This is a genomic window from Algoriphagus litoralis (assembly GCF_003259255.1).
GTDB lineage: Bacteria > Bacteroidota > Bacteroidia > Cytophagales > Cyclobacteriaceae > Algoriphagus > Algoriphagus litoralis.
Genome location: NZ_QGOL01000002.1, coordinates 167531 through 185667 on the forward strand (window position 1 = coordinate 167531; position 18137 = coordinate 185667).

Annotated in this window: 13 protein-coding genes; 8 read left to right on the plus strand and 5 right to left on the minus strand. The window is 45.9% G+C overall.

The window, feature by feature from the left end; translation table 11 throughout:
* The first annotated feature begins 11 nt into the window (after window positions 1–11).
* The 5 genes from DK188_RS00640 to DK188_RS00660 all read left to right on the plus strand — a co-directional run bounded on the left by DK188_RS00640 (window position 12) and on the right by DK188_RS00660 (window position 5333).
* Window positions 12–1430: an amidohydrolase family protein gene (locus tag DK188_RS00640; protein WP_111669358.1), complete on the plus strand. Its 1419-nt coding sequence runs from the start codon at window positions 12–14 to the stop codon at window positions 1428–1430.
* Between the two features lie 3 nt (window positions 1431–1433).
* Window positions 1434–2201 carry a hypothetical protein gene (locus DK188_RS00645; RefSeq protein ID WP_111668853.1) on the plus strand — a complete coding sequence of 256 codons (768 nt, stop codon included), beginning with the start codon at window positions 1434–1436 and terminating at the stop codon, window positions 2199–2201.
* 174 nt (window positions 2202–2375) lie between these two features.
* Entirely contained in the window at window positions 2376–2864 is a 489-nt protein-coding gene (locus tag DK188_RS00650; protein ID WP_111668854.1) for a (2Fe-2S)-binding protein, read from the plus strand.
* Window positions 2861–5083 (plus strand): xanthine dehydrogenase family protein molybdopterin-binding subunit, encoded by a 2223-nt coding sequence (locus DK188_RS00655; RefSeq protein ID WP_111668855.1) that lies wholly within the window; start codon window positions 2861–2863, stop codon window positions 5081–5083. The genes DK188_RS00650 and DK188_RS00655 overlap by 4 nt, the downstream gene beginning before the upstream one ends.
* Window positions 5084–5141: 58 nt before the next feature.
* Window positions 5142–5333, plus strand: a complete 192-nt coding sequence (locus tag DK188_RS00660; protein ID WP_111668856.1) for a hypothetical protein — start codon at window positions 5142–5144, stop codon at window positions 5331–5333.
* A gap of 98 nt (window positions 5334–5431) precedes the next feature.
* Here the strand turns inward: DK188_RS00660 and DK188_RS00665 are convergent, their stop codons facing one another.
* The gene (locus DK188_RS00665; RefSeq protein WP_111668857.1) at window positions 5432–8719 is read right to left on the minus strand and encodes a S41 family peptidase; all 3288 of its coding nucleotides are present in this window, start codon (window positions 8717–8719) and stop codon (window positions 5432–5434) included.
* A gap of 127 nt (window positions 8720–8846) precedes the next feature.
* On the opposite strand from DK188_RS00665, the gene DK188_RS00670 reads away from it, so the two are divergent.
* From DK188_RS00670 to glgP, 3 genes are all read left to right on the plus strand, one after another.
* Window positions 8847–10505, plus strand: a complete 1659-nt coding sequence (locus tag DK188_RS00670; protein WP_111668858.1) for a carboxylesterase/lipase family protein — start codon at window positions 8847–8849, stop codon at window positions 10503–10505.
* A gap of 98 nt (window positions 10506–10603) precedes the next feature.
* Window positions 10604–10978: a hypothetical protein gene (locus DK188_RS00675; RefSeq protein WP_111668859.1), complete on the plus strand. Its 375-nt coding sequence runs from the start codon at window positions 10604–10606 to the stop codon at window positions 10976–10978.
* A 69-nt stretch (window positions 10979–11047) separates the two neighbouring features.
* Window positions 11048–12706 carry an alpha-glucan family phosphorylase gene (gene glgP / locus DK188_RS00680; protein ID WP_111669359.1) on the plus strand — a complete coding sequence of 553 codons (1659 nt, stop codon included), beginning with the start codon at window positions 11048–11050 and terminating at the stop codon, window positions 12704–12706.
* A gap of 93 nt (window positions 12707–12799) precedes the next feature.
* Here glgP and DK188_RS00685 read toward each other — a convergent pair whose 3' ends face one another.
* The 4 genes from DK188_RS00685 to DK188_RS00700 all read right to left on the minus strand — a co-directional run bounded on the left by DK188_RS00685 (window position 12800) and on the right by DK188_RS00700 (window position 18108).
* On the minus strand, window positions 12800–14464 hold the full coding sequence (locus DK188_RS00685; protein ID WP_111668860.1) for a PQQ-dependent sugar dehydrogenase: 1665 nt from the start codon (window positions 14462–14464) through the stop codon (window positions 12800–12802).
* 157 nt (window positions 14465–14621) lie between these two features.
* Entirely contained in the window at window positions 14622–16415 is a 1794-nt protein-coding gene (locus DK188_RS00690; RefSeq protein WP_111668861.1) for an acyl-CoA dehydrogenase family protein, read from the minus strand.
* Window positions 16416–16511: 96 nt separating this feature from the next.
* On the minus strand, window positions 16512–17687 hold the full coding sequence (locus tag DK188_RS00695; RefSeq protein WP_111668862.1) for a thiolase family protein: 1176 nt from the start codon (window positions 17685–17687) through the stop codon (window positions 16512–16514).
* A gap of 61 nt (window positions 17688–17748) precedes the next feature.
* Complete coding sequence (locus DK188_RS00700; protein WP_111668863.1) at window positions 17749–18108, minus strand: four helix bundle protein; 360 nt, start codon at window positions 18106–18108, stop codon at window positions 17749–17751.
* Between the last annotated feature and the right edge of the window lie 29 nt (window positions 18109–18137).

Consider the following 18137-nt stretch of genomic DNA (forward strand, 5'->3'; position numbering starts at 1 on the left):
GTCAAAAACTTATGAAAAAACTTTCGCTACTACCCATGCTTGGAATCCTGATTCTGGCGGCTTGTACACAGAGCCCTTCTCAAGATTCCAAAATCACCGTATTGCATGGTGCAACGCTTTTTGATGGCACAGGGAATTCCATTTCCAACGGTGTCATTATTCTTCAGGATGGAAAAATTGCCGCTATTGGAGGTTCGGAAGTCGAAATCCCCGAAAATGCCAACCAGATTGATGTCACAGGAAAGTTTATCACACCAGGGCTAGTCGATGCTCATGTTCACTTTTCCCAAACCGGCTTTTTCGACGGTCGTCCAGATGCGCTGGATATCCGGGACACACTTCGATTTGATAGCCTTCAGGCTAGGTTAAAAAGAAATCCCAACCCGTATCTGGAAAGCTACCTCCGCTCAGGGGTGACCGCAGTGTATGATGTGGGAGGATTTGAATGGATCGTGGATTTGTCCAAATCTGCCGAAACCAACCTCAATGCGCCCCATGTAGCCGCTGCGGGACCATTACTTACACCATTTCCACAAGACCGACTGGACATCTTCAATGTCCCTCCTGCCAGACAGATGCTGGCCCTGACTTCTCCTGAATTTGGAAAAGAATTCGTCCAAAAGAATTCCAACCTCGGCTCCACCGGAATCAAAATCTGGAGCTTAAACTTAAAGGACTCCACGTTCATGCAAAGCCTTCGGGCAGTGGCTACAGAAATCCCGCTTCAGGGCAATCAACTGATCGTCCATGCCACAGATCTGGATCAAGCCAAAGAGGCAATTCGGCTTGGTGCAAAGGTCTTGGTGCATAGTGTGGATGATCAGCTGGTCGATGAAGAATTTATCCGGCTGGCCAAGGAATCAGGGGTCATCTTATGCCCCACTTTGGTCGTTGTGCCGGGCTATTCCATAGCCTTCAAATCGCTCCTAGGAGAATTTCCCTTAAATGACCCTAATCAAGTGGTAGATCCTGAAACTAGAAATTTGCTTCAGGCTTCCCAATCATTTTTTAAGTACTATCAAGGCCCGGAAAAATTTGAGGATATGATCAAGTCAACAGAAGAAACTGACGAAAAGCTAAAATCCATCATGTACGCCAACCTTAAGCTGCTCTATGAAGCAGGAATTACTATCGCGCTATCCACCGATGCAGGGAATCCAGGAACCCTCCATGGAATTTCGGTATATGATGAGCTGGAAGCCATGCAGAAAGCAGGGATCCCTGCCAAAGATTTGATCACTATAGCCACCCAAAACGGAGCTAAGGCCATGAGAAGAATAGACGATTTTGGCACCTTGGAAGTCGGCAAAATGGCTGATCTGATCATCTTGGAAAAAGATCCCTCGACGGATGCAAGCAATTTCCGATCAATTACCCATGTGATGCGTGGAGGGCTGTTGAGACCTGTAAATGTTCCTTTTGAGAAATAGCCTATGATTTCCCTCTTCCGCAAAATCCGACAAAAACTCCTTTCTCAGAATCAAGTAACCCGATATCTGGCCTATGCGGTGGGAGAGATCGCCTTAGTCATGGTTGGAATCCTTTTGGCACTTCAAGTAAATAACTGGAACGAGCAACGCAAAATCCGAATCGCTGAACAAACCATTCTCCAAAACCTTCGTACGGAACTGGTTTTGAACATTCAAAATCTTGAAACAGATATTTCTTATCATGAACTCGCACATCAGTGTTGCTTCGAACTCTTACGCCTTTTCGGAACAGACATATCAACAATTCCTTCCACAACACTGGATACTTTGCTTTTCAATGCCGAAACGGTGTACACCTTTGAAGTCAGAAACGGTTATATCAAATCAATTATCTCCTCTGGTAATTTGGATTACCTGCGAAATGAAGAATTAAAATCCATGTTGACTTCCTTTGAAGGCGAAGTAGTCGATGGATTGGAGGAATTTGATGTGGTAAAAAGCCTTATCATCAACCGGCTTTGGCCAGCCATTGATGGTAAAATCAGTTCCTCGAATCGAATCCTAGCAGATGGTGAGTACAAAGATTTTCCTAAAGGATCTTACACTTCCGATTACGATTGGTTGTTTCAGAATAGACTAGTGGAAGATATCCTAAGCAATGTAGATTCCTGGAGGATTGATGCAATAAATGATGAAAAAGCCTTGTTAGTTTTCTTCAATAAACTCCTTCAAATCATCGATCAGGAAATTGATTCTAGTACAAATTCTTAGCTATTGAAATGATCTCTTTCTCCCACAAAATCCGCCAATCGCTTCTTTCCCAAAATCGGGTCACCTATTACCTAGCATCGCTATCTTCAGATTTTTGTTTTGACTAAATTGACTCAATTGAAACCCTTTGATCCCCCATTTTACCTTAGTATTGACCAATAATTTGCCTGAATCATGACCAGATTGACGATTAACGGAAAGGAATTCGAAGTAAATGCCCCAGCAGGAATGCCCTTGCTTTGGGTCATTCGCGAGCAGTGCAAACTCACCGGTACCAAATTTGGCTGCGGGATATCTCAGTGTGGTGCCTGCACAGTTCATCTCGACGGTCAACCGATTCGCTCCTGCATCACTCCGGCTCTGAGTACGGAAGGAAAAAACATCACGACCATCGAAGGTATTGCCCCTAACCCTGATACGCTTCACGTCGTGCAACAAGCCTGGATTGCTGAACAAACCCCTCAATGCGGGTATTGCCAATCCGGACAAATCATGTCGGCTGTGGCTCTTTTGGATGCTAACCCAAATCCCTCAGATGAAGAAATTGACCTGGCTATGTCTGGAAATATCTGCCGCTGCGGCATGTATGGTCGAATTAAATCCGCTATCAAACGAGCCTCTGAAGCACTCCAATCCTCCACCCCTAACCCAATTATCCCATGAAAAAGTGGACTAGAAGAGCATTTATTGGAGCCGGAGTATTGGCTGGTGGCACACTAGTTTTGGGCATCGCGATTCGGCCCGGAAACCGAGCCTCTAAAGTAGCCGGATACATGGCCAATGAAGGAGAAGCGATGATGAATATTTGGCTGAAAATCGCACCAGATGATACCGTAACTGCCATCATCCCGCATGCTGAGATGGGTCAAGGAGTGCATACTGCTTTGGCGATGATGCTGGCTGAAGAGATGGACGCAGATTGGTCCAAAGTAAAATTTGAAGAGGCTCCTGCGGTAAAAGAATATGCCAATTATGCGGTAGCTAAAGGCTTCATCGCCGGAAATGCAGAATTTCCAAAATTCTTGGACCAGACGATAGATGGTGTTTTTCTCACTGCCGTGAAATCGATGAATTTCCAAATTACAGGTGGCAGTGCTTCGGTGAGATTTACAGGCCAGCAGGCAATGCGAGTAGCGGGTGCAGCGGCAAAAGCCATGCTGGTGCAAGCTACAGCAGAAAAATGGGGAGTTCCAACCGGAGAGCTTTCGGTCAAAAATAGCCTAATCACTCATTCAGCATCGAAAAAATCCATCACGTTTGGTGAAATAGCACCAGAAGCAGCCAAGTTCAAAGTCCCAAGCAAGCCTAAACTCAAGTCGGCTGAAGAGTTTACACTAATCGGCACATCCAAACCTAGATTCGATATTCCCGCCAAGGTAACTGGAGCCGCCATCTTTGGAATCGATGTGGATATTCCAGGAATGAAATATGCCACCGTGGCTGCTTCACCGGTTTTTGGGAGTAAGGTCCTTTCAGTGGATACCTCCATTGAGAGCAAAGAAGGTGTGATCAAAATTGTAAACCTAGGTAACGCCGTGGCTGTCATCGCAGATGGCTATTGGCAAGCAAAAACAGCTTTGAATTCCTTGGAAGTCAGCTTCGAAATCAACGAAAAAAATGGCTCAAGCCAAGCAGATATTGTCGCTGGATACAAGGCAGAAATGGATCAGGCGCTAAAAGAGGATAATTTGGAGACCCATCTAAAATCCGGGGATGTCCATCCCGTGTTTGGTAAGGCCTCGCAAGTTGTGGAAGCAGAATATCAGGTCCCTTTTTTGGCGCACGCCACCATGGAGCCCATGAATTGTACAGTCTGGGTAAAAGGTGGAGAAGCTGAAGTATGGTGTGGAAGTCAAAACCCACTTGGGGTAGCAGCCGCAGTCGCCGAAGAGCTACAAATCGACCAGGAAAAAGTGATCGTCCACAATCAATTACTGGGAGGCGGGTTTGGCAGAAGATCGGAAACAGATGTGATCCTGCAAGCCACCCGGATTGCCAAGGAAGTGGATTTCCCTGTAAAACTCATTTGGTCCCGGGAGGAAGATATCCAGCATGATGTATATCGTGAACTGGGAATCAGCCGGATGAAGGCAGTCTTGGATGACTCTGGGTATCCCTTGGCTTATCAAAGCCAGTTCATCTTCAGACACCATCCTCCTGAGGCTGCAGATATCCCCTACGAAGTACCCAACCAACTCATCCGTTACTCTAGTCCTTCCTCTCTGGTACCTTGGGGAAACTGGAGAAGCGTGGATCACTCTACCCACGGATTTTATTCTGAATCTTTCATCGACGAATTGGCACATACTGCCAAAATGGATCCTTTGGCCTATCGGAAAAAACTCACCGCCTCCAATCCAAGGTTCCAGAGAGTTTTGGATGCGGTTGCTGAAAAGTCCAATTGGACCTCACCACTTCCACCTAATTGGGGTCGAGGTGTGGCTATCCACCATTCCTTTGGCTCCATCGTGGCTGAGGTAGCCGAAGTAGAAGTGGATCAGTCAGGCAAATTGAAAGTTCATCGAGTCGTGTGCGTAGCAGATCCTGGGATTGTAGTAAATCCGGATGGATTTATCGCTCAAATGGAAAGCGGCATTATCTATGGACTGTCGGCTGCCATGTCCGGTGAAATCACGATAGAAAATGGGGCAGTTGTTCAAGGCAATTTCCATGATTACCCAGTCACTCGTATGGCTGATGCTCCCAAGATTGAGACCCATATCCTTGCTAGCGACAATCCTCCCGGTGGAGCCGGAGAGCCCAGTACTCCCGTGATTGCCCCTGCAGTGACTAATGCTATTTTTGCTGCCACAGGGATACGAATAAGAGCATTACCTATTTCAAAAACCGACCTCAACATTTCTATTCAACCATCGACCTAATCTTGTCCGATAGCGCAACAAAAAACTTTATCAAAAAAAAACCAAACGAAAAAATCAAATGGGACTATTCTGGAACCTCATCCAACAAAGCCAAATCTCTAACCATGACTCCCGAGCCTCATCTTTGGAGGCCCGAGTTGCTTATTTGGAAAATGAGCTTCGCAAAACTCAGGAAGTATTGATCAAAACACTCAAAGTACTCGAAGAGCAAAGCGGAAAAGACATCAACGGAGATGGAATAATTGGTTAAAGCAAAAGAGGAAAGCCAGATTGACTTTCCTCTTTTGCTTGCCTGTTTGGTAGGCCTACTTAGCCTAGCTCGGTGTGTACACTGAACTCTTTCTAAAATCAGTTCTTCCCATTCTTAAAACGCTTATCCGGATACTCCGGCACTTGGGGAACTGGTCTCGGGTCGGCTTTGATCAATCCCTTCAAATGCTCTATCGCAGCTTCCAGCTGTGCATCCTTTCCATCAAAAGTCGCCTTTGGCATATTGATCACTTCGATGTCTGGGATAAATCCGACGCCTTCGATCAGCCACTCTGTACTTTGGTTGGTATCTTCATCTACCACACCATATACCCCATTCATCGGAGCACGAGCCACTCCATTGTCGGTGAGGGTATTCACTCCCGATAGCCATACTTCTCCACCCCAAGTTCGAGCACCGATTGCTTGACCTAAGTCGAGTCTGCGGAAGCCTTCGGCAAACGCTTCTCCATCAGAAGCGGTAAACTCATCCACCAGCAGGACCAAATGCCCACGGAAAGCATACGGCATGTTCCAATAGGGTTCACCTGTTCTGCCCTTCCAATAGAAGAAAACCTCCCGCATCAGCTTTTCCAAAATAAAGGAATCGATATTTCCACCTCTGTTTTGACGCACATCGATCACTAAGCCGGACTTCTTAAACTGTGGATAGAAATCCCGGTACCACTGTCCGATATCCGGTGCAGTCATCGCTCGCAAGTGTACATAGCCAATTTCCCCATTTGATTTTTCTTCTGCCATCAAGCGACGGGTATATTCCCATTCGTTGTAGCGAAGATTGGATTCTTGTTGAGAGGTCATCGGAATGATGATCCGGTCACCTTTGTCTACGCCTGCACCGCTTAGGACTTTGATTCGGACTTGCTTATTGGCTTTGTCTCGGAGCAAATACAAGAGATCAGGAGCGTCCAGTACCGCTACTCCGTCAATATGAGTAATCACGTCACCCACGGAAATATTCAGATCCGGGTGGGAGAGAGGAGACATCTCATCCGGATAGTCCGGGTCGCTTTTGAAAATATGATCGATCGTGTAGCCCTTCAGCTTTTCATTTTTGGAAAATCTCCCTCCTAGCATCCCAAATTGAATCTGATCGTTTCCGTTTCGCAGATCTCCACCACCCACAGAAGTGTGAAGTACACTCAACTCGCCGATCAGCTCACCCATCACGTCTGAAAGCTCCCGACGGGTGGTCACTCGATCGACTAGCGGGAGATACTTCTCATACATCGCATCCCAGTCCACCCCGTGCATATTCCGGTCGTAGAAGTAGTCCCGCTCCATTCGCCAAGCATCTGTATAGATCTGCTTCCAATCTTCCCGTGGATCAACTGAAAACTTCCATCCACTTAAAGTAAGCTGATTTTTGGACAGGTCGGAAAGGGGCGATGTGCCTAATTCAACAACGTAATGATTGGCTCCTATGCGGAGGACTGCATACTTGTTGTTCAGCGAAGTGATAAAGCTATTGACCTTATCCACAAAAACCTTTTGCTCGGCTTTCTCATCGATGGGGGTCATCATCAGAGCCGGATTATCGTCATTTGATGCTCCACCGCCAAAGTAGATTCCCATTCCGGGCCCGACGCGATGGTAGTACAGGGCTTTGTCAGTTACCACCAGGTTTTTGTAGTTTCCTGCAGGGATAGGGACTTCACGTACCCGTTCCATCAATCCTGACTCCTCCACAGTGACCACCACTGGGCCCTCAGATTTCTTCTCTTCGGCTGGCTTCAGTTCATTTTTAGGTTGAAATGGAGAAACCAAGCCAGATTTCAGACCCACCTGATAGATTTTTATCTGCTTTTCCCAGAAAGGCTCAGGCTGTCGAGTACCCCATGGCGATCCGATTCTCGACTCAAAATTCCGGTCAGACATAAAGTAAATCCACTTTCCGTCAGGACTCCATTGCGGATTCATGCTGTTGGTACGATCAGAAGTGAGCGGGATTCGCTTACCGGATTCCGGATTGAAAATGAACAGCTGCATAAAGGTATTGGAAGCTGCTTGGCCATAAGCCAACCATTTGCCATCAGGAGACCAAGCCATCGCGCCACTGAGGTCTTCATCCCCCACATTGGCTTTGGTTTTTTTGCCAGAGGCCAAATCCTGAATCCAGAGCGCATTGTTTAGGTCGTAGTAAGCTAATTTCTTCCCATCTGGAGAGGGTAAAAGTCCAAATCTCAGGGTATTCCCATCGGATGTTAACTTTTTCCCTTGATCCAGACCCAAACCTGAATATTGATGGACTTCAAATTCCCCGCTCTCGTCCGAAAAGGTCATGATGTCTTTTCCGTCAGGAGAAAAAACAGCGTCCCGGTAGCGTACCCCATCTTTTTGGCTAAGACGAAGGGATCTTCCCTGCTTCACTGGAAAGACAAATACGCGTCCACGTGCTGTCAATGCCACTTTTTCACCGTCATTACTGAGGGAGATATTGCTGATGTAATTAGCTGGATTGTCAATCCAATACTCGCGTAGCTGCTCAAAGTCAGAGGTGAGTGAGATCGTTAGTTTTTTATCTTGACCCGATTGCAAATCATACTGAAAAAGATCCGCTCCAGCCCGATAAATTAGATTATTCCCGTGGATGGAGGCTTCCCGGACATCAAAGTTAGGCTGCTTGGTATGCTGCTTCAGGTCAGATCCGTTTTCATTCATGGACCAGACATTTTGGATTCCATCTCGGGAGGAGAGGAAGTAAACCCGACCTTGGTGGTAAATCGGATGATGATCCTCTCCCTTGTAGTCGTTGGTGAGTTTTACGGCTTCAGCTTGTCCCGAGGTAAATTTCCAAAGTTGACGGGCGGTGCCTCCTTGGTAGCGCTTGGTGACATTGTTGTGAAAAGTCGGGCGGACAAAAAAGTAGGTGTCCCCAGAAGCATTGAAGCTTCCCTCGGCTGCCATTTCCAGCGGAATGATCGATTTTGCTCCATTTTCAATGTTTACCACCACGGTATTCAAGCGAGGCAAGGTGGAATATTGATTGGTCACATAGGCAAGTTCAGTGGGAGATTTCCAGTCAGTCGGGATCGAAGTGGCGGGTTCATAAGTCAGCCTGCGGGGCAAACCGCCCATAACCGGAATCAAGTATACTTCAGTAGGACCCTCGTATGTGGCGGCATAGGCAACCCATTTCCCATCGGGGGAAATCTTGGGAGAACTTTCGTCTCCTGCATGTGTCGTCAGACGGATAGCTTCGCCACCGCTCAGGGAAGTTTTCCACAGATCCCCTTCCGCCACAAAAACGACGGTATTTTCATGTACATCGGGATGCATGAAGTAGCCTGGTTTTTCTTGAGAAAAGGCTATCGATGAACTTATCAACCAAACCAAGCCAAAAAAGAACCTTTTGTAAAATTTCATAAATCCTTACAGTTAACCGTTTATAACCCAATTGAATGATCAAAATAAAAAGAATCCCCGGATTAGGATTAAAAATTCCATTTACACAAATTGAGACAATAGAATTAACCCTAAACCTAAGACCTTTATGAAAAATAATCGACGTGACTTTTTGCAGAAAATCGGGCTGGGGACTGCCGGCATTGCAGCGGCTCCATTTGCGGTGAATGCTACTTCACTTTCTCAACCCGCCCCTGAGGCAGATGATGAACAATACCTGAAAATCGGAGATGACATCGCTATCGCAGATACCAGTTTCGGAAAAATCCGAGGCTATCAACTGAATGGGGTTTATACATTTCTTGGGGTGCCTTATGGTGCAAATACTGCTGGGAAAAATAGATTTATGCCTCCACAGAAGCCTGAAAAATGGGAAGGAATCAAGGATACGATCTGGTGGGGAAATACTGCCCCACAGATCATGGACAATCGCTATGCTGCTGTCCATTATTCTTTTGCGGATCATTGGAACTATGACGATGTCTCCGAAGATTGCCTCAAGCTGAATGTCTGGACCAATGCACTGGCAGACGGCAAAAAGCGTCCAGTTTTGGTGTGGCTTCATGGCGGAGGATTTACCAATGGCAACGGAATCGAACAAGACGGCTACCATGGAGAAAACTTTGCCAAAAAAGGCGACGCAGTTTTCGTTTCCATCAATCACAGATTGGGGCCAATCGGATTTACGGATTTATCCGGAGTAGGAGGGGAAAAATACGCTTCTTCAGGCAATGTCAGTCAGCTAGACATTATCGCTTCGCTTCACTGGGTGAGGGATAATATTGCCAACTTCGGTGGTGACCCGGGCAATGTCACCATCATGGGTCAATCCGGAGGAGGAGCAAAAGTCACCTGCACGATGGCTATGCCAGCTTCTAAGGGACTAGTCCACAAGGGAGTCGCACTCAGCGGAAGCATGCTTCGGGCCAATGATCAAGAATACAGCCGCAAACTTGGGCAATATGTCATGGAAGAAGCCGGACTAAGCCCAGCAACTCTGGACAAGCTTCAGGAGATTTCTTGGCGCGAATACATTGACCTTGCAAACAAAGCTCTGGAGCGCATGCGGAAAGAAAATCCTCAACCTGGGTTCAGAGGAGGATTTGGACCCGTGGCAGATGGTGTACATGTACCAAAAGGAGAGTTTTTCTCCGATCCAAATGACCACACGGCAGAAATGCCACTGATGATCTGTACAACTTTCCACGAATGGAGTGCTACCCGCACCAATGCAAAGCTTGAAGCAGCCGGAGAAGCTGAGATTATCGAAGCCATGAAGCAGCGGTTTGGAGACAAATCAGGAGAAGTTTACAAAGCGTATGCGGCTAATTTTCCCGGAAAAAAACCAGCGGAAATCATGACCCTAGCTGCCTCAAACCGAGCAAATGCTGTCGCTTGCGGCAATGCCAAAGTAAAACAGAATGCGCCCGTATACATGGCTTGGTTTGGCTGGGAGCCTAATCTTTACAATGGAAGAATGCGTGCATTCCACTGTATTGACATCTGTTTTTGGTTTGATAATACGGACCGAATGTACACGCACACCGGAGGAGGCAAGAGACCCAGAGTTCTTTCTGAGAAGATGTCAGCATCGCTTCTGGCTTTTATGAAAACTGGAAATCCAAACGCCGGAGCACTTCCGAACTGGCCTAAATTCACCGCGCAAGGAGGTGAAGTGATGGTACTCAACGACAGTTCAGAAGTAAAAAATGACCCGGATCGAGCTGCACGACTATCTTTGGCTTAGGACAAATAAGTATAACCCACAGCCAATCGCAAACGTTGGGAATTTGAATGTCAAAAGCTTAAGAGTAAAGACTATTCCAAATTCCCAACAGTTTGCTTATGATCCAAAAGAAACACCTCCCTACTATAGCACTTGGATTAGTGATTGGAGCCATAGGATATTGGATGGCTGACTTTTCCGAAAAAGGGGAGTTTTCCCGAGTGATATACTTCTTTTTAGCTCCAGGAGCTTTTGTCGGCGCTGCAATTTCTTTCTCTCTTCGAAAAAAATCCCCCGGGTTTATAGCCCTGCTGATCAGCTTTGGAGTGGTTTTGGGCATGCTTTCCAAGATACTTTATGATCTGGCTCGTGATATCAATTCCCATGACATGTTGCCCTTCGAGCTGCTGTTAGGGCTGGTTATTGTACTTCCTGCAGCATTTATCGGTTCCTATTTGGTGTGGGGAATATTCCAGATAGCTGGGAAAAATTAAGCTCAATAATTATTTAATGAGACTTTTTTGAGCAATTGATTTAACTTATCGCTCTCAAAATTGAATATCATGACTGACTTTAGAAACTATAAAGTTCCTTACGAGCTTGCCCCGGAATTCTCAAAATCAGTGGCTTATTTCTCCATGGAATTTGCCATTCACCAACCCTTGAAGATCTACAGTGGCGGACTTGGATTTCTTTCTGGATCCCATTTGCGAAGCGCCTATGAACTCAAGCAAAACCTGATTGGAATCGGCATTCTTTGGAAATACGGCTACTATGACCAAGGCAGAAATCAGGATCAAACCTTAAAGCCTGAGTGGTACGAAAAAACATACAGCTTCTTACAAGATACCGGGATAAAATTCACCGTGCCGGTACATGATCAGCCTGTATGGGTGAAAGCTTGGTACTTACCTCCAACGACATTTAAGAGTGCTCCACTTTTTCTCCTGAGTACTGACCTTCCTGAAAACGACTACCTCAGTCAGACCATTACCCACCGCCTGTATGATGCAGATACTGCTGCCAAGATCGCGCAGTCTATGATTTTGGGTATTGGTGGAGCCAAATTGATCGATGAACTGAATTTTAACCCCGAGGTATATCACCTCAATGAAGCACATGGGGTGAGCAGTGTATTCTACCTTCTGAAGAAATTCGGAAGTAAAGCTGAAGTACAAAAGCGGCTTGTCTTCACTACCCACACCCCTGAGGAAGCAGGGAATGAGAAACATGATTACTTCCTACTCAACAAAATGAGCTTTTTCTCCGGGTACTCGGTTCAAGAGGTTCAAAAACTGACCGAAATGGATGGTACCATTTTCAATCACAGTTTGGCTGCCTTACGTTTTGCCCGAAAAGCAAACGGGGTCAGCAAACTTCACGGAGAAGTCAGCCGCAGAATGTGGGGGGACTATCCCAATATTCCCGAAATTCAATCCATTACCAATGCGCAAAACTGGAATTATTGGGCAGATAAGCAACTCTTCAGATTCATGGAGGAAGGAGATAATCCAGGATTCGATGATCGTAAGCGCTATTTGAAAAAGCGGGCATTTGAGATCGTAGCTGACCAAACCGGGAAAATGCTGGATCCTGATGTATTGACTATCGTATGGGCCAGGAGATTTGCAGCTTACAAAAGACCCGACTTGATCACTCGGGACATCCGGCGATTTGATGCCTTGATGCGAAATACGGATCGGCCAATTCAGATCATCTGGGCTGGTAAACCCTATCCGATGGACTATGGCGCAATCAGTGTCTTCAACCAACTGGTTCACCTGAGCAAAAACTATTCAAACGTCGCAGTCTGCGTGGATTATGAATTGACCCTCAGCAAGCGACTGAAGCAGGCTTCGGATGTATGGTTAAACAACCCTCGTGTACCGCGTGAAGCCTCCGGCACCAGCGGAATGACAGCTTCTATGAATGGTGCAGTCAACTTCAGCACCTTTGACGGGTGGATTTGTGAGTTTGCCAGACATCAGGAGAATTGCTTTATCATTCCTCAAGTAGACTATCAGAATCTTAGTGTACAAGACCAAGACGAAGAAGATCTGGAACACCTGTATGATATTCTTGAAAATCAGATCATCCCGATGTATTACGACAATAAGCGCAAGTGGAGAGACATGGTCCAAGCAGGAATGCACGATGTTCGATATGAATTCGAAAGCAACCGAATGGCCAAGGAATACTATGAGTTGATGTACTCTGAGTGAAAGAATCGATTTTTAAAGCGAAAAAGTCCAGATGATAATTCTGGACTTTTTTGTTTTTGGCTTTTAGAAAATGGAACCTTCCTCATCATTTTTTCACTTGATTCGAAAAATTTTCCCCTCCGTTTTACTCATGATGTAGACATTTTTTTCAGCGTCTATCCCAAACTTCAAATCTACTCGATCGTGATTGACTAGGGTCTGCATGGATACTTCTTTCCCTTCAAAAGTAACTCCCCAAGTCTTCACGACTGGTTCCGCTTCACTCAAATCCGCAAAAAACAACCTTCCTGAGGGAATGTCTCCAAAGACAAATTTACCTTTCAGCGGTCCGCTGGGCATAGTATAGCCACCAATAACGGCTACGGTTTCGTCATGCTCCAACTGAATCAGGGGGTAAGTTACGCCGAATTTCGCATCGTCTCCAGGAAGAGGATACAGCGCACGGAAGCTTCCAAAGGGATTGATGGCAAAAGCCCCCTCGCGAATCGGCCACCCGTAGAATTTACCTTCTTGGATCCGATTGATCTCCTCAATGCTATGCTGACCGATGTCTGTGGCATGAATTTGTCCTTTTACATCCCAAAAGATCCGATTGGGGTTTCGGAAACCATAGGCTACAATCTCACCTGCTTTTCCAGCTACTGCAGCGAATGGATTGATTTTGGGAATCCCATACTCGCCATTGACTCCGTCTTTTCCCGCAGGGTCAATTCTCAAAATACTGCTGTAGATTCCTGCGCCCTTGTGATTGGATATTGCAGCAAAGCGCTTCTCGGCCGTACCCCCATCTCCATAGCCGATGTAAAGCAAACCGAAGTCTGATTCGGCTTTTTTGGAATTAGGATTAAAAGTCAACTCCTGCATTCCGTGGGCTTGCGAAGCATTGTCAATGCGGAGGATTTCACGATCAGTTCCTTTGAAGGTGGGGGCACCTGGATCTTCGGCTTTCCATTCTGTCAACACCCACTGCATGAAAACACCCAAACTATCGGTGTATCCAAAGTCTGATGGCTGGGTACCACCCGGTTCGGTATGAGAAGTGTAGAATAGTCCATTTTTCTGAAAGTCCGGGTGAAAAGCAAAACTTCCCACTCCAGTCGCCCAACCCGGTTTACTGACCATATCCGGTCTAGAGGCTTTGAGGTCAAGGTATAAAACTGGCTTTTGATCCACCAGCTCATAAATCCCAACACGTTGGTCATTGATCATCAGGCGATCTGTGCCGGGAATTGGCTCCATTTTGGTCATTTTTGCCAATGCCGGTACCGAGTCACTAGCGGGCAACTGAGCAAAAAACTCCAACTCCAGCCTGATCCCTGAATCCTGAATTTTATCTGGAATCAGATTGGAAGTCGTATCTCCGCTGATCGGAATGGGTAGCGTCTCAAACGTATGCATGTAACTCACTATTGCATCGATATCCTGATCAGCAAAGTCTGGAAAGCCGGGCATTTGGCTTTTGTACTTGGCGAGAAGTTCAACAGCACGAGGATCTTTTGCTTCGATGGCTGCTGCGGGATTTTTGATAAAGTTGCTGATCCATTCGGTCTCAATCTGCCGGGTCAATCCACTGAGATTTGGCCCTATGGCATCTTCGTTGAAATTATGACAGGTGGAGCAATGCTTTTCGAAAAGCGTCCTACCCTTTAAAATTTGACTAGCATCGGTAGAAATCTCCACGCCGAACTCTTTTTTTTCCGGAGTACAGGAAAGAATAAAAAGCAGAGAAAGAGCGGAGGTTATGTGGGCATTTTTCATCCCTACTAAATTGGGCTTTTTGTTGATTGTAAAAAACTTACAGCAAGTGAAAGGGGCTTAAACCTGATGTTTTTTTCGGAATGGATTTCGTAATGCGCAAAAAAAACCTCCGGTCGCATTCAAAACCGGAGGCTTGGGTACTCAATCTATCTCTAAATTAAAATGGGTATTTCCCCTGGGCAATCATGTAATCCGCTATCTGTCTTCTGAGTACTTTGGTATTGACCAATTCAGCTTTGGTATAGCGCTTCAAGCCCATCAACATTACTTTCTGCTCATCTGCTTTGGTAAATGCTGCAATGGCTTCTTTGGCAGCTGCGTTGATTTTTTCGATCGCTTCAGCGAGGTAAACCTGAGACATGGCGATTTGATTGGTGCAGGCTTCTTCACCTTTGATGCTTACCAGTTTTTCAGTCCGGAGAATAGCGGATTCGACAGCATAGATTTCGATCATCAGGTCTGCCAGATTCATCATGACTTCCTGTTCGTCTTCGATACGATCTTGAAGTGCCATGGCAGCTTTACCGCCGACCATGAGGAATATTTTTTTCAGGTTTTTTAGGACTACTTTTTCAGCTGCGAAAAGCTCAGAAGTATCGATCGTCTCGAAGGATGGTACAGAAGTCAATTCAGCAGAGACTGCCATCGCTGGCTCAAATAGGTTGACTTCTCCCTTCATCGCTCGCTTCAAGAGCATGCCGACCATCAGCATTCTGTTGATTTCATTGGTGCCTTCGTAGATTCTGGCTATTCGAGCGTCGCGGTAGGCACGCTCCATCGGTGCTTCCGCGGAGTAGCCCATACCTCCGTATACCTGTACTCCCTGATCCACTACATAATCAAGAACCTCAGAGCCGTGGATTTTTGCAATGGCACACTCCATGGCAAAAGCTTCAACGCCTTTCAATTTTGCTTCGGTTTCGTTCATCCCTTCTGCAATCAGGGCATTAATCCGATCCTCAATATCTTGCCCTACACGATAACAAAGTGATTCCGAAACATAGGTTCGAATAGCCATTTCAGCCAGTTTGGACTTGATCGCTCCAAATGAATTGATGCTCACTCCAAATTGCTTTCGCTCAGAAGAATATCTGATGGAATGAGTAGTCACGGTCCGCACACCCCCCAAAACGCCTGCTCCAAGCTTGACACGACCGATATTGAGAATGTTCACGGCGATTTTGAATCCATTCTGTCGATCAGAAAGCATGTTTTCCACAGGAACAGGGCAGTCGTTGAAGAAAACCTGACGAGTGGATGAACCTTTGATTCCCATCTTTTTCTCTTCTTCATTCATGGTAATGCCACCGAAGGTTTTTTCCACGATGAATGCAGTCAGATTTTTATCGTCTTCAATTTTGGCAAAAACGATAAAGAGGTCTGCAAATCCAGCATTGGAGATCCACATTTTCTGCCCGGAGATAAGGTAGTGTTTGCCATCGGGAGAGAGCACCGCTTTGGTTTTTCCACTATTTGCATCCGATCCAGCATCCGGTTCGGTGAGGCAATAGCAGGCAGCCCATTCACCTGTAGCAAGTAAGGGCAGATATTTTTGCTTTTGCTCTTCAGAACCATAATACAGGATTGGTAAAGTGCCTATGCCTGTATGTGCTCCATAGGTGGTAGAAAAAGAGCCAGCAGCGCCGATGATATCTGCGATTAGCATGGAGGTATTGAAGCTCATGCCCATTCCTCCATATTCTTCTGGAACAGAAATTCCCAACAGACCCAATTCTCCTGCTTTTTTGAAAATCGAGGGGACCAAATCTGGATCCTTCATGCCATCAATCGCCTCAATGTTGGGAGTGATTTCGGTATCGATAAAGTCCTGACAAGCCTGAGCCATCATCTTTTGCTCTTCTGTAAATTGCTCCGGGATAAAAATATCCTTTGCTGGAGTCTCTCTCACGAGGAATTCACCTCCTTGGATTGCTTTTGAAAGTGTGTTCATATTTTTTGCTTTTCGTTTTCTTCATTAGTCAGCATTCAGTCTTCGCCATTTTTAAAAATGACTATCTAAGGATGAATATCTAAGGCCGAAGTAGTGCTATTTCAACAACTCATACACTCCTGCTACTCCTTGACCACCGCCTACACAGGCTGTGACCAGACCATACTTCTTATTTTGCCGTCTCAATTCATTGAAAATCTGAATAGAAAGCTTGGCTCCAGTACATCCCAATGGGTGACCCAAAGCAACCGCACCTCCATTGACGTTGACTATATCCGGATTCATATCCAATGACTTCATCACTGCCAAGCCTTGTGCTGCAAATGCTTCATTCAATTCAACCAAATCAATGTCATTCAAGGTCAATCCTGCCTGCTTGAGCGCCTTTGGAACAGCTTCTTTGGGACCAATTCCCATGATTCTGGGATCTACACCTGCCACAGCATAAGACATCATGCGAGCTACAGGCTCCAGCCCTAGGGACTTCATCAGTCGCTCTGACATCACAACGACAAATGCTGCTCCGTCCGAGGTTTGAGAGGAATTACCAGCAGTCACTTGGCCACCGTTCTTGAAAGCCGGCTTCAAGGCTGCTAGCGCTTCCATGGTGGTTCCTGCCCGGGGTCCTTCATCTGTGTCGACTGTGTATTTTCGAGTCTTCTTTTTACCCTTTTCATCCAGGTAGGTTTCTTCTACCTCTACCGGAACGATTTCATCCTTAAATTTCCCATTGGCAATGGCTGCCAAGGCTTTGTCATGAGATCCAACTGAAAATGCATCTGCTTCCTCCCGAGTGATGCTGTATTCCTTTGCTAGCTCTTCGGCAGTTAAGCCCATGCTGATGTAATACGAAGGATGCTGAGTAGCTATTTTGTAATTGAGCGCGGTTTTATAGCCCATCATCGGGACCAAAGACATAGATTCAGTGCCTCCGGCAATAATACAATCGGCCATTCCGGCTTTGATCTTGCCAACAGCAAGAGCAATCGCTTCCAATCCAGAGCCACAATACCTGTTGATGATAAAGCCGGGGTTTTCGATTCCTAAGGCTAAAAGGGAAATCATCCGACCCATCTGCATTCCCTGTTCTGCTTCGGGAACCGCATTGCCTACGATCAGATCGTCCACCATTTTTGTTTCCAGACCAGGCGTATTTGCGACCAAATGCTTGATCACATCCGCTGCCAAATCATCGGGACGATAGAATCGGAATCCCCCTCTTTTTGACTTACCTACTGCTGATCTATATCCGTTAATTATATATGCTTCCATTTGTTTGTCGTTATTTGTTTTGGATTATTGAAGGTGAGTATCAAGTAGCTGGTATGAAGTATCAAGATTTTGACTCAATGGAGGACTTTAATCCCATAATCATGAGCTGCAATTCTGAAAGATTTAATTCCATTTTCTTTGCAATTTCAGGATCAAGAATTCTTACTCGTTCAGAGATTATCAGTTGAGTTTCCAATTCAAAGCTTTCACCTAAACTCACCTCGAGTGAATTAACAAATGACTTTGAGGATGTTTTTGCACATCCTTCAGCTATGTTTGAAGGAATCGAAACACCCGCTCTTCTCATCTGTGAGACGAGCCCAAATTTTTCATCATTTGGATAAGCCTTGGTGATTGAATTAATTTTTACTGCAAAATCAACAGCTTTCTGCCATACTTTTAAATCTTTGAAATTGTGCATAACCTGTAGGTTTAAAATCTTGATACTTG

Excerpts from the sequence above, each read along its gene's own strand:
- DK188_RS00640 (WP_111669358.1), top strand. The coding sequence starts at position 12 with ATGAAAAAACTTTCGCTACTACCCATGCTTGGAATCCTGATTCTGGCG.
- DK188_RS00645 (WP_111668853.1), top strand. The coding sequence starts at position 1,434 with ATGATTTCCCTCTTCCGCAAAATCCGACAAAAACTCCTTTCTCAGAAT.
- DK188_RS00650 (WP_111668854.1), top strand. The coding sequence starts at position 2,376 with ATGACCAGATTGACGATTAACGGAAAGGAATTCGAAGTAAATGCCCCA.
- DK188_RS00655 (WP_111668855.1), top strand. The coding sequence starts at position 2,861 with ATGAAAAAGTGGACTAGAAGAGCATTTATTGGAGCCGGAGTATTGGCT.
- DK188_RS00660 (WP_111668856.1), top strand. The coding sequence starts at position 5,142 with ATGGGACTATTCTGGAACCTCATCCAACAAAGCCAAATCTCTAACCAT.
- DK188_RS00665 (WP_111668857.1), bottom strand. The coding sequence starts at position 8,719 with ATGAAATTTTACAAAAGGTTCTTTTTTGGCTTGGTTTGGTTGATAAGT.
- DK188_RS00670 (WP_111668858.1), top strand. The coding sequence starts at position 8,847 with ATGAAAAATAATCGACGTGACTTTTTGCAGAAAATCGGGCTGGGGACT.
- DK188_RS00675 (WP_111668859.1), top strand. The coding sequence starts at position 10,604 with ATGATCCAAAAGAAACACCTCCCTACTATAGCACTTGGATTAGTGATT.
- glgP (WP_111669359.1), top strand. The coding sequence starts at position 11,048 with ATGACTGACTTTAGAAACTATAAAGTTCCTTACGAGCTTGCCCCGGAA.
- DK188_RS00685 (WP_111668860.1), bottom strand. The coding sequence starts at position 14,464 with ATGAAAAATGCCCACATAACCTCCGCTCTTTCTCTGCTTTTTATTCTT.
- DK188_RS00690 (WP_111668861.1), bottom strand. The coding sequence starts at position 16,415 with ATGAACACACTTTCAAAAGCAATCCAAGGAGGTGAATTCCTCGTGAGA.
- DK188_RS00695 (WP_111668862.1), bottom strand. The coding sequence starts at position 17,687 with ATGGAAGCATATATAATTAACGGATATAGATCAGCAGTAGGTAAGTCA.
- DK188_RS00700 (WP_111668863.1), bottom strand. The coding sequence starts at position 18,108 with ATGCACAATTTCAAAGATTTAAAAGTATGGCAGAAAGCTGTTGATTTT.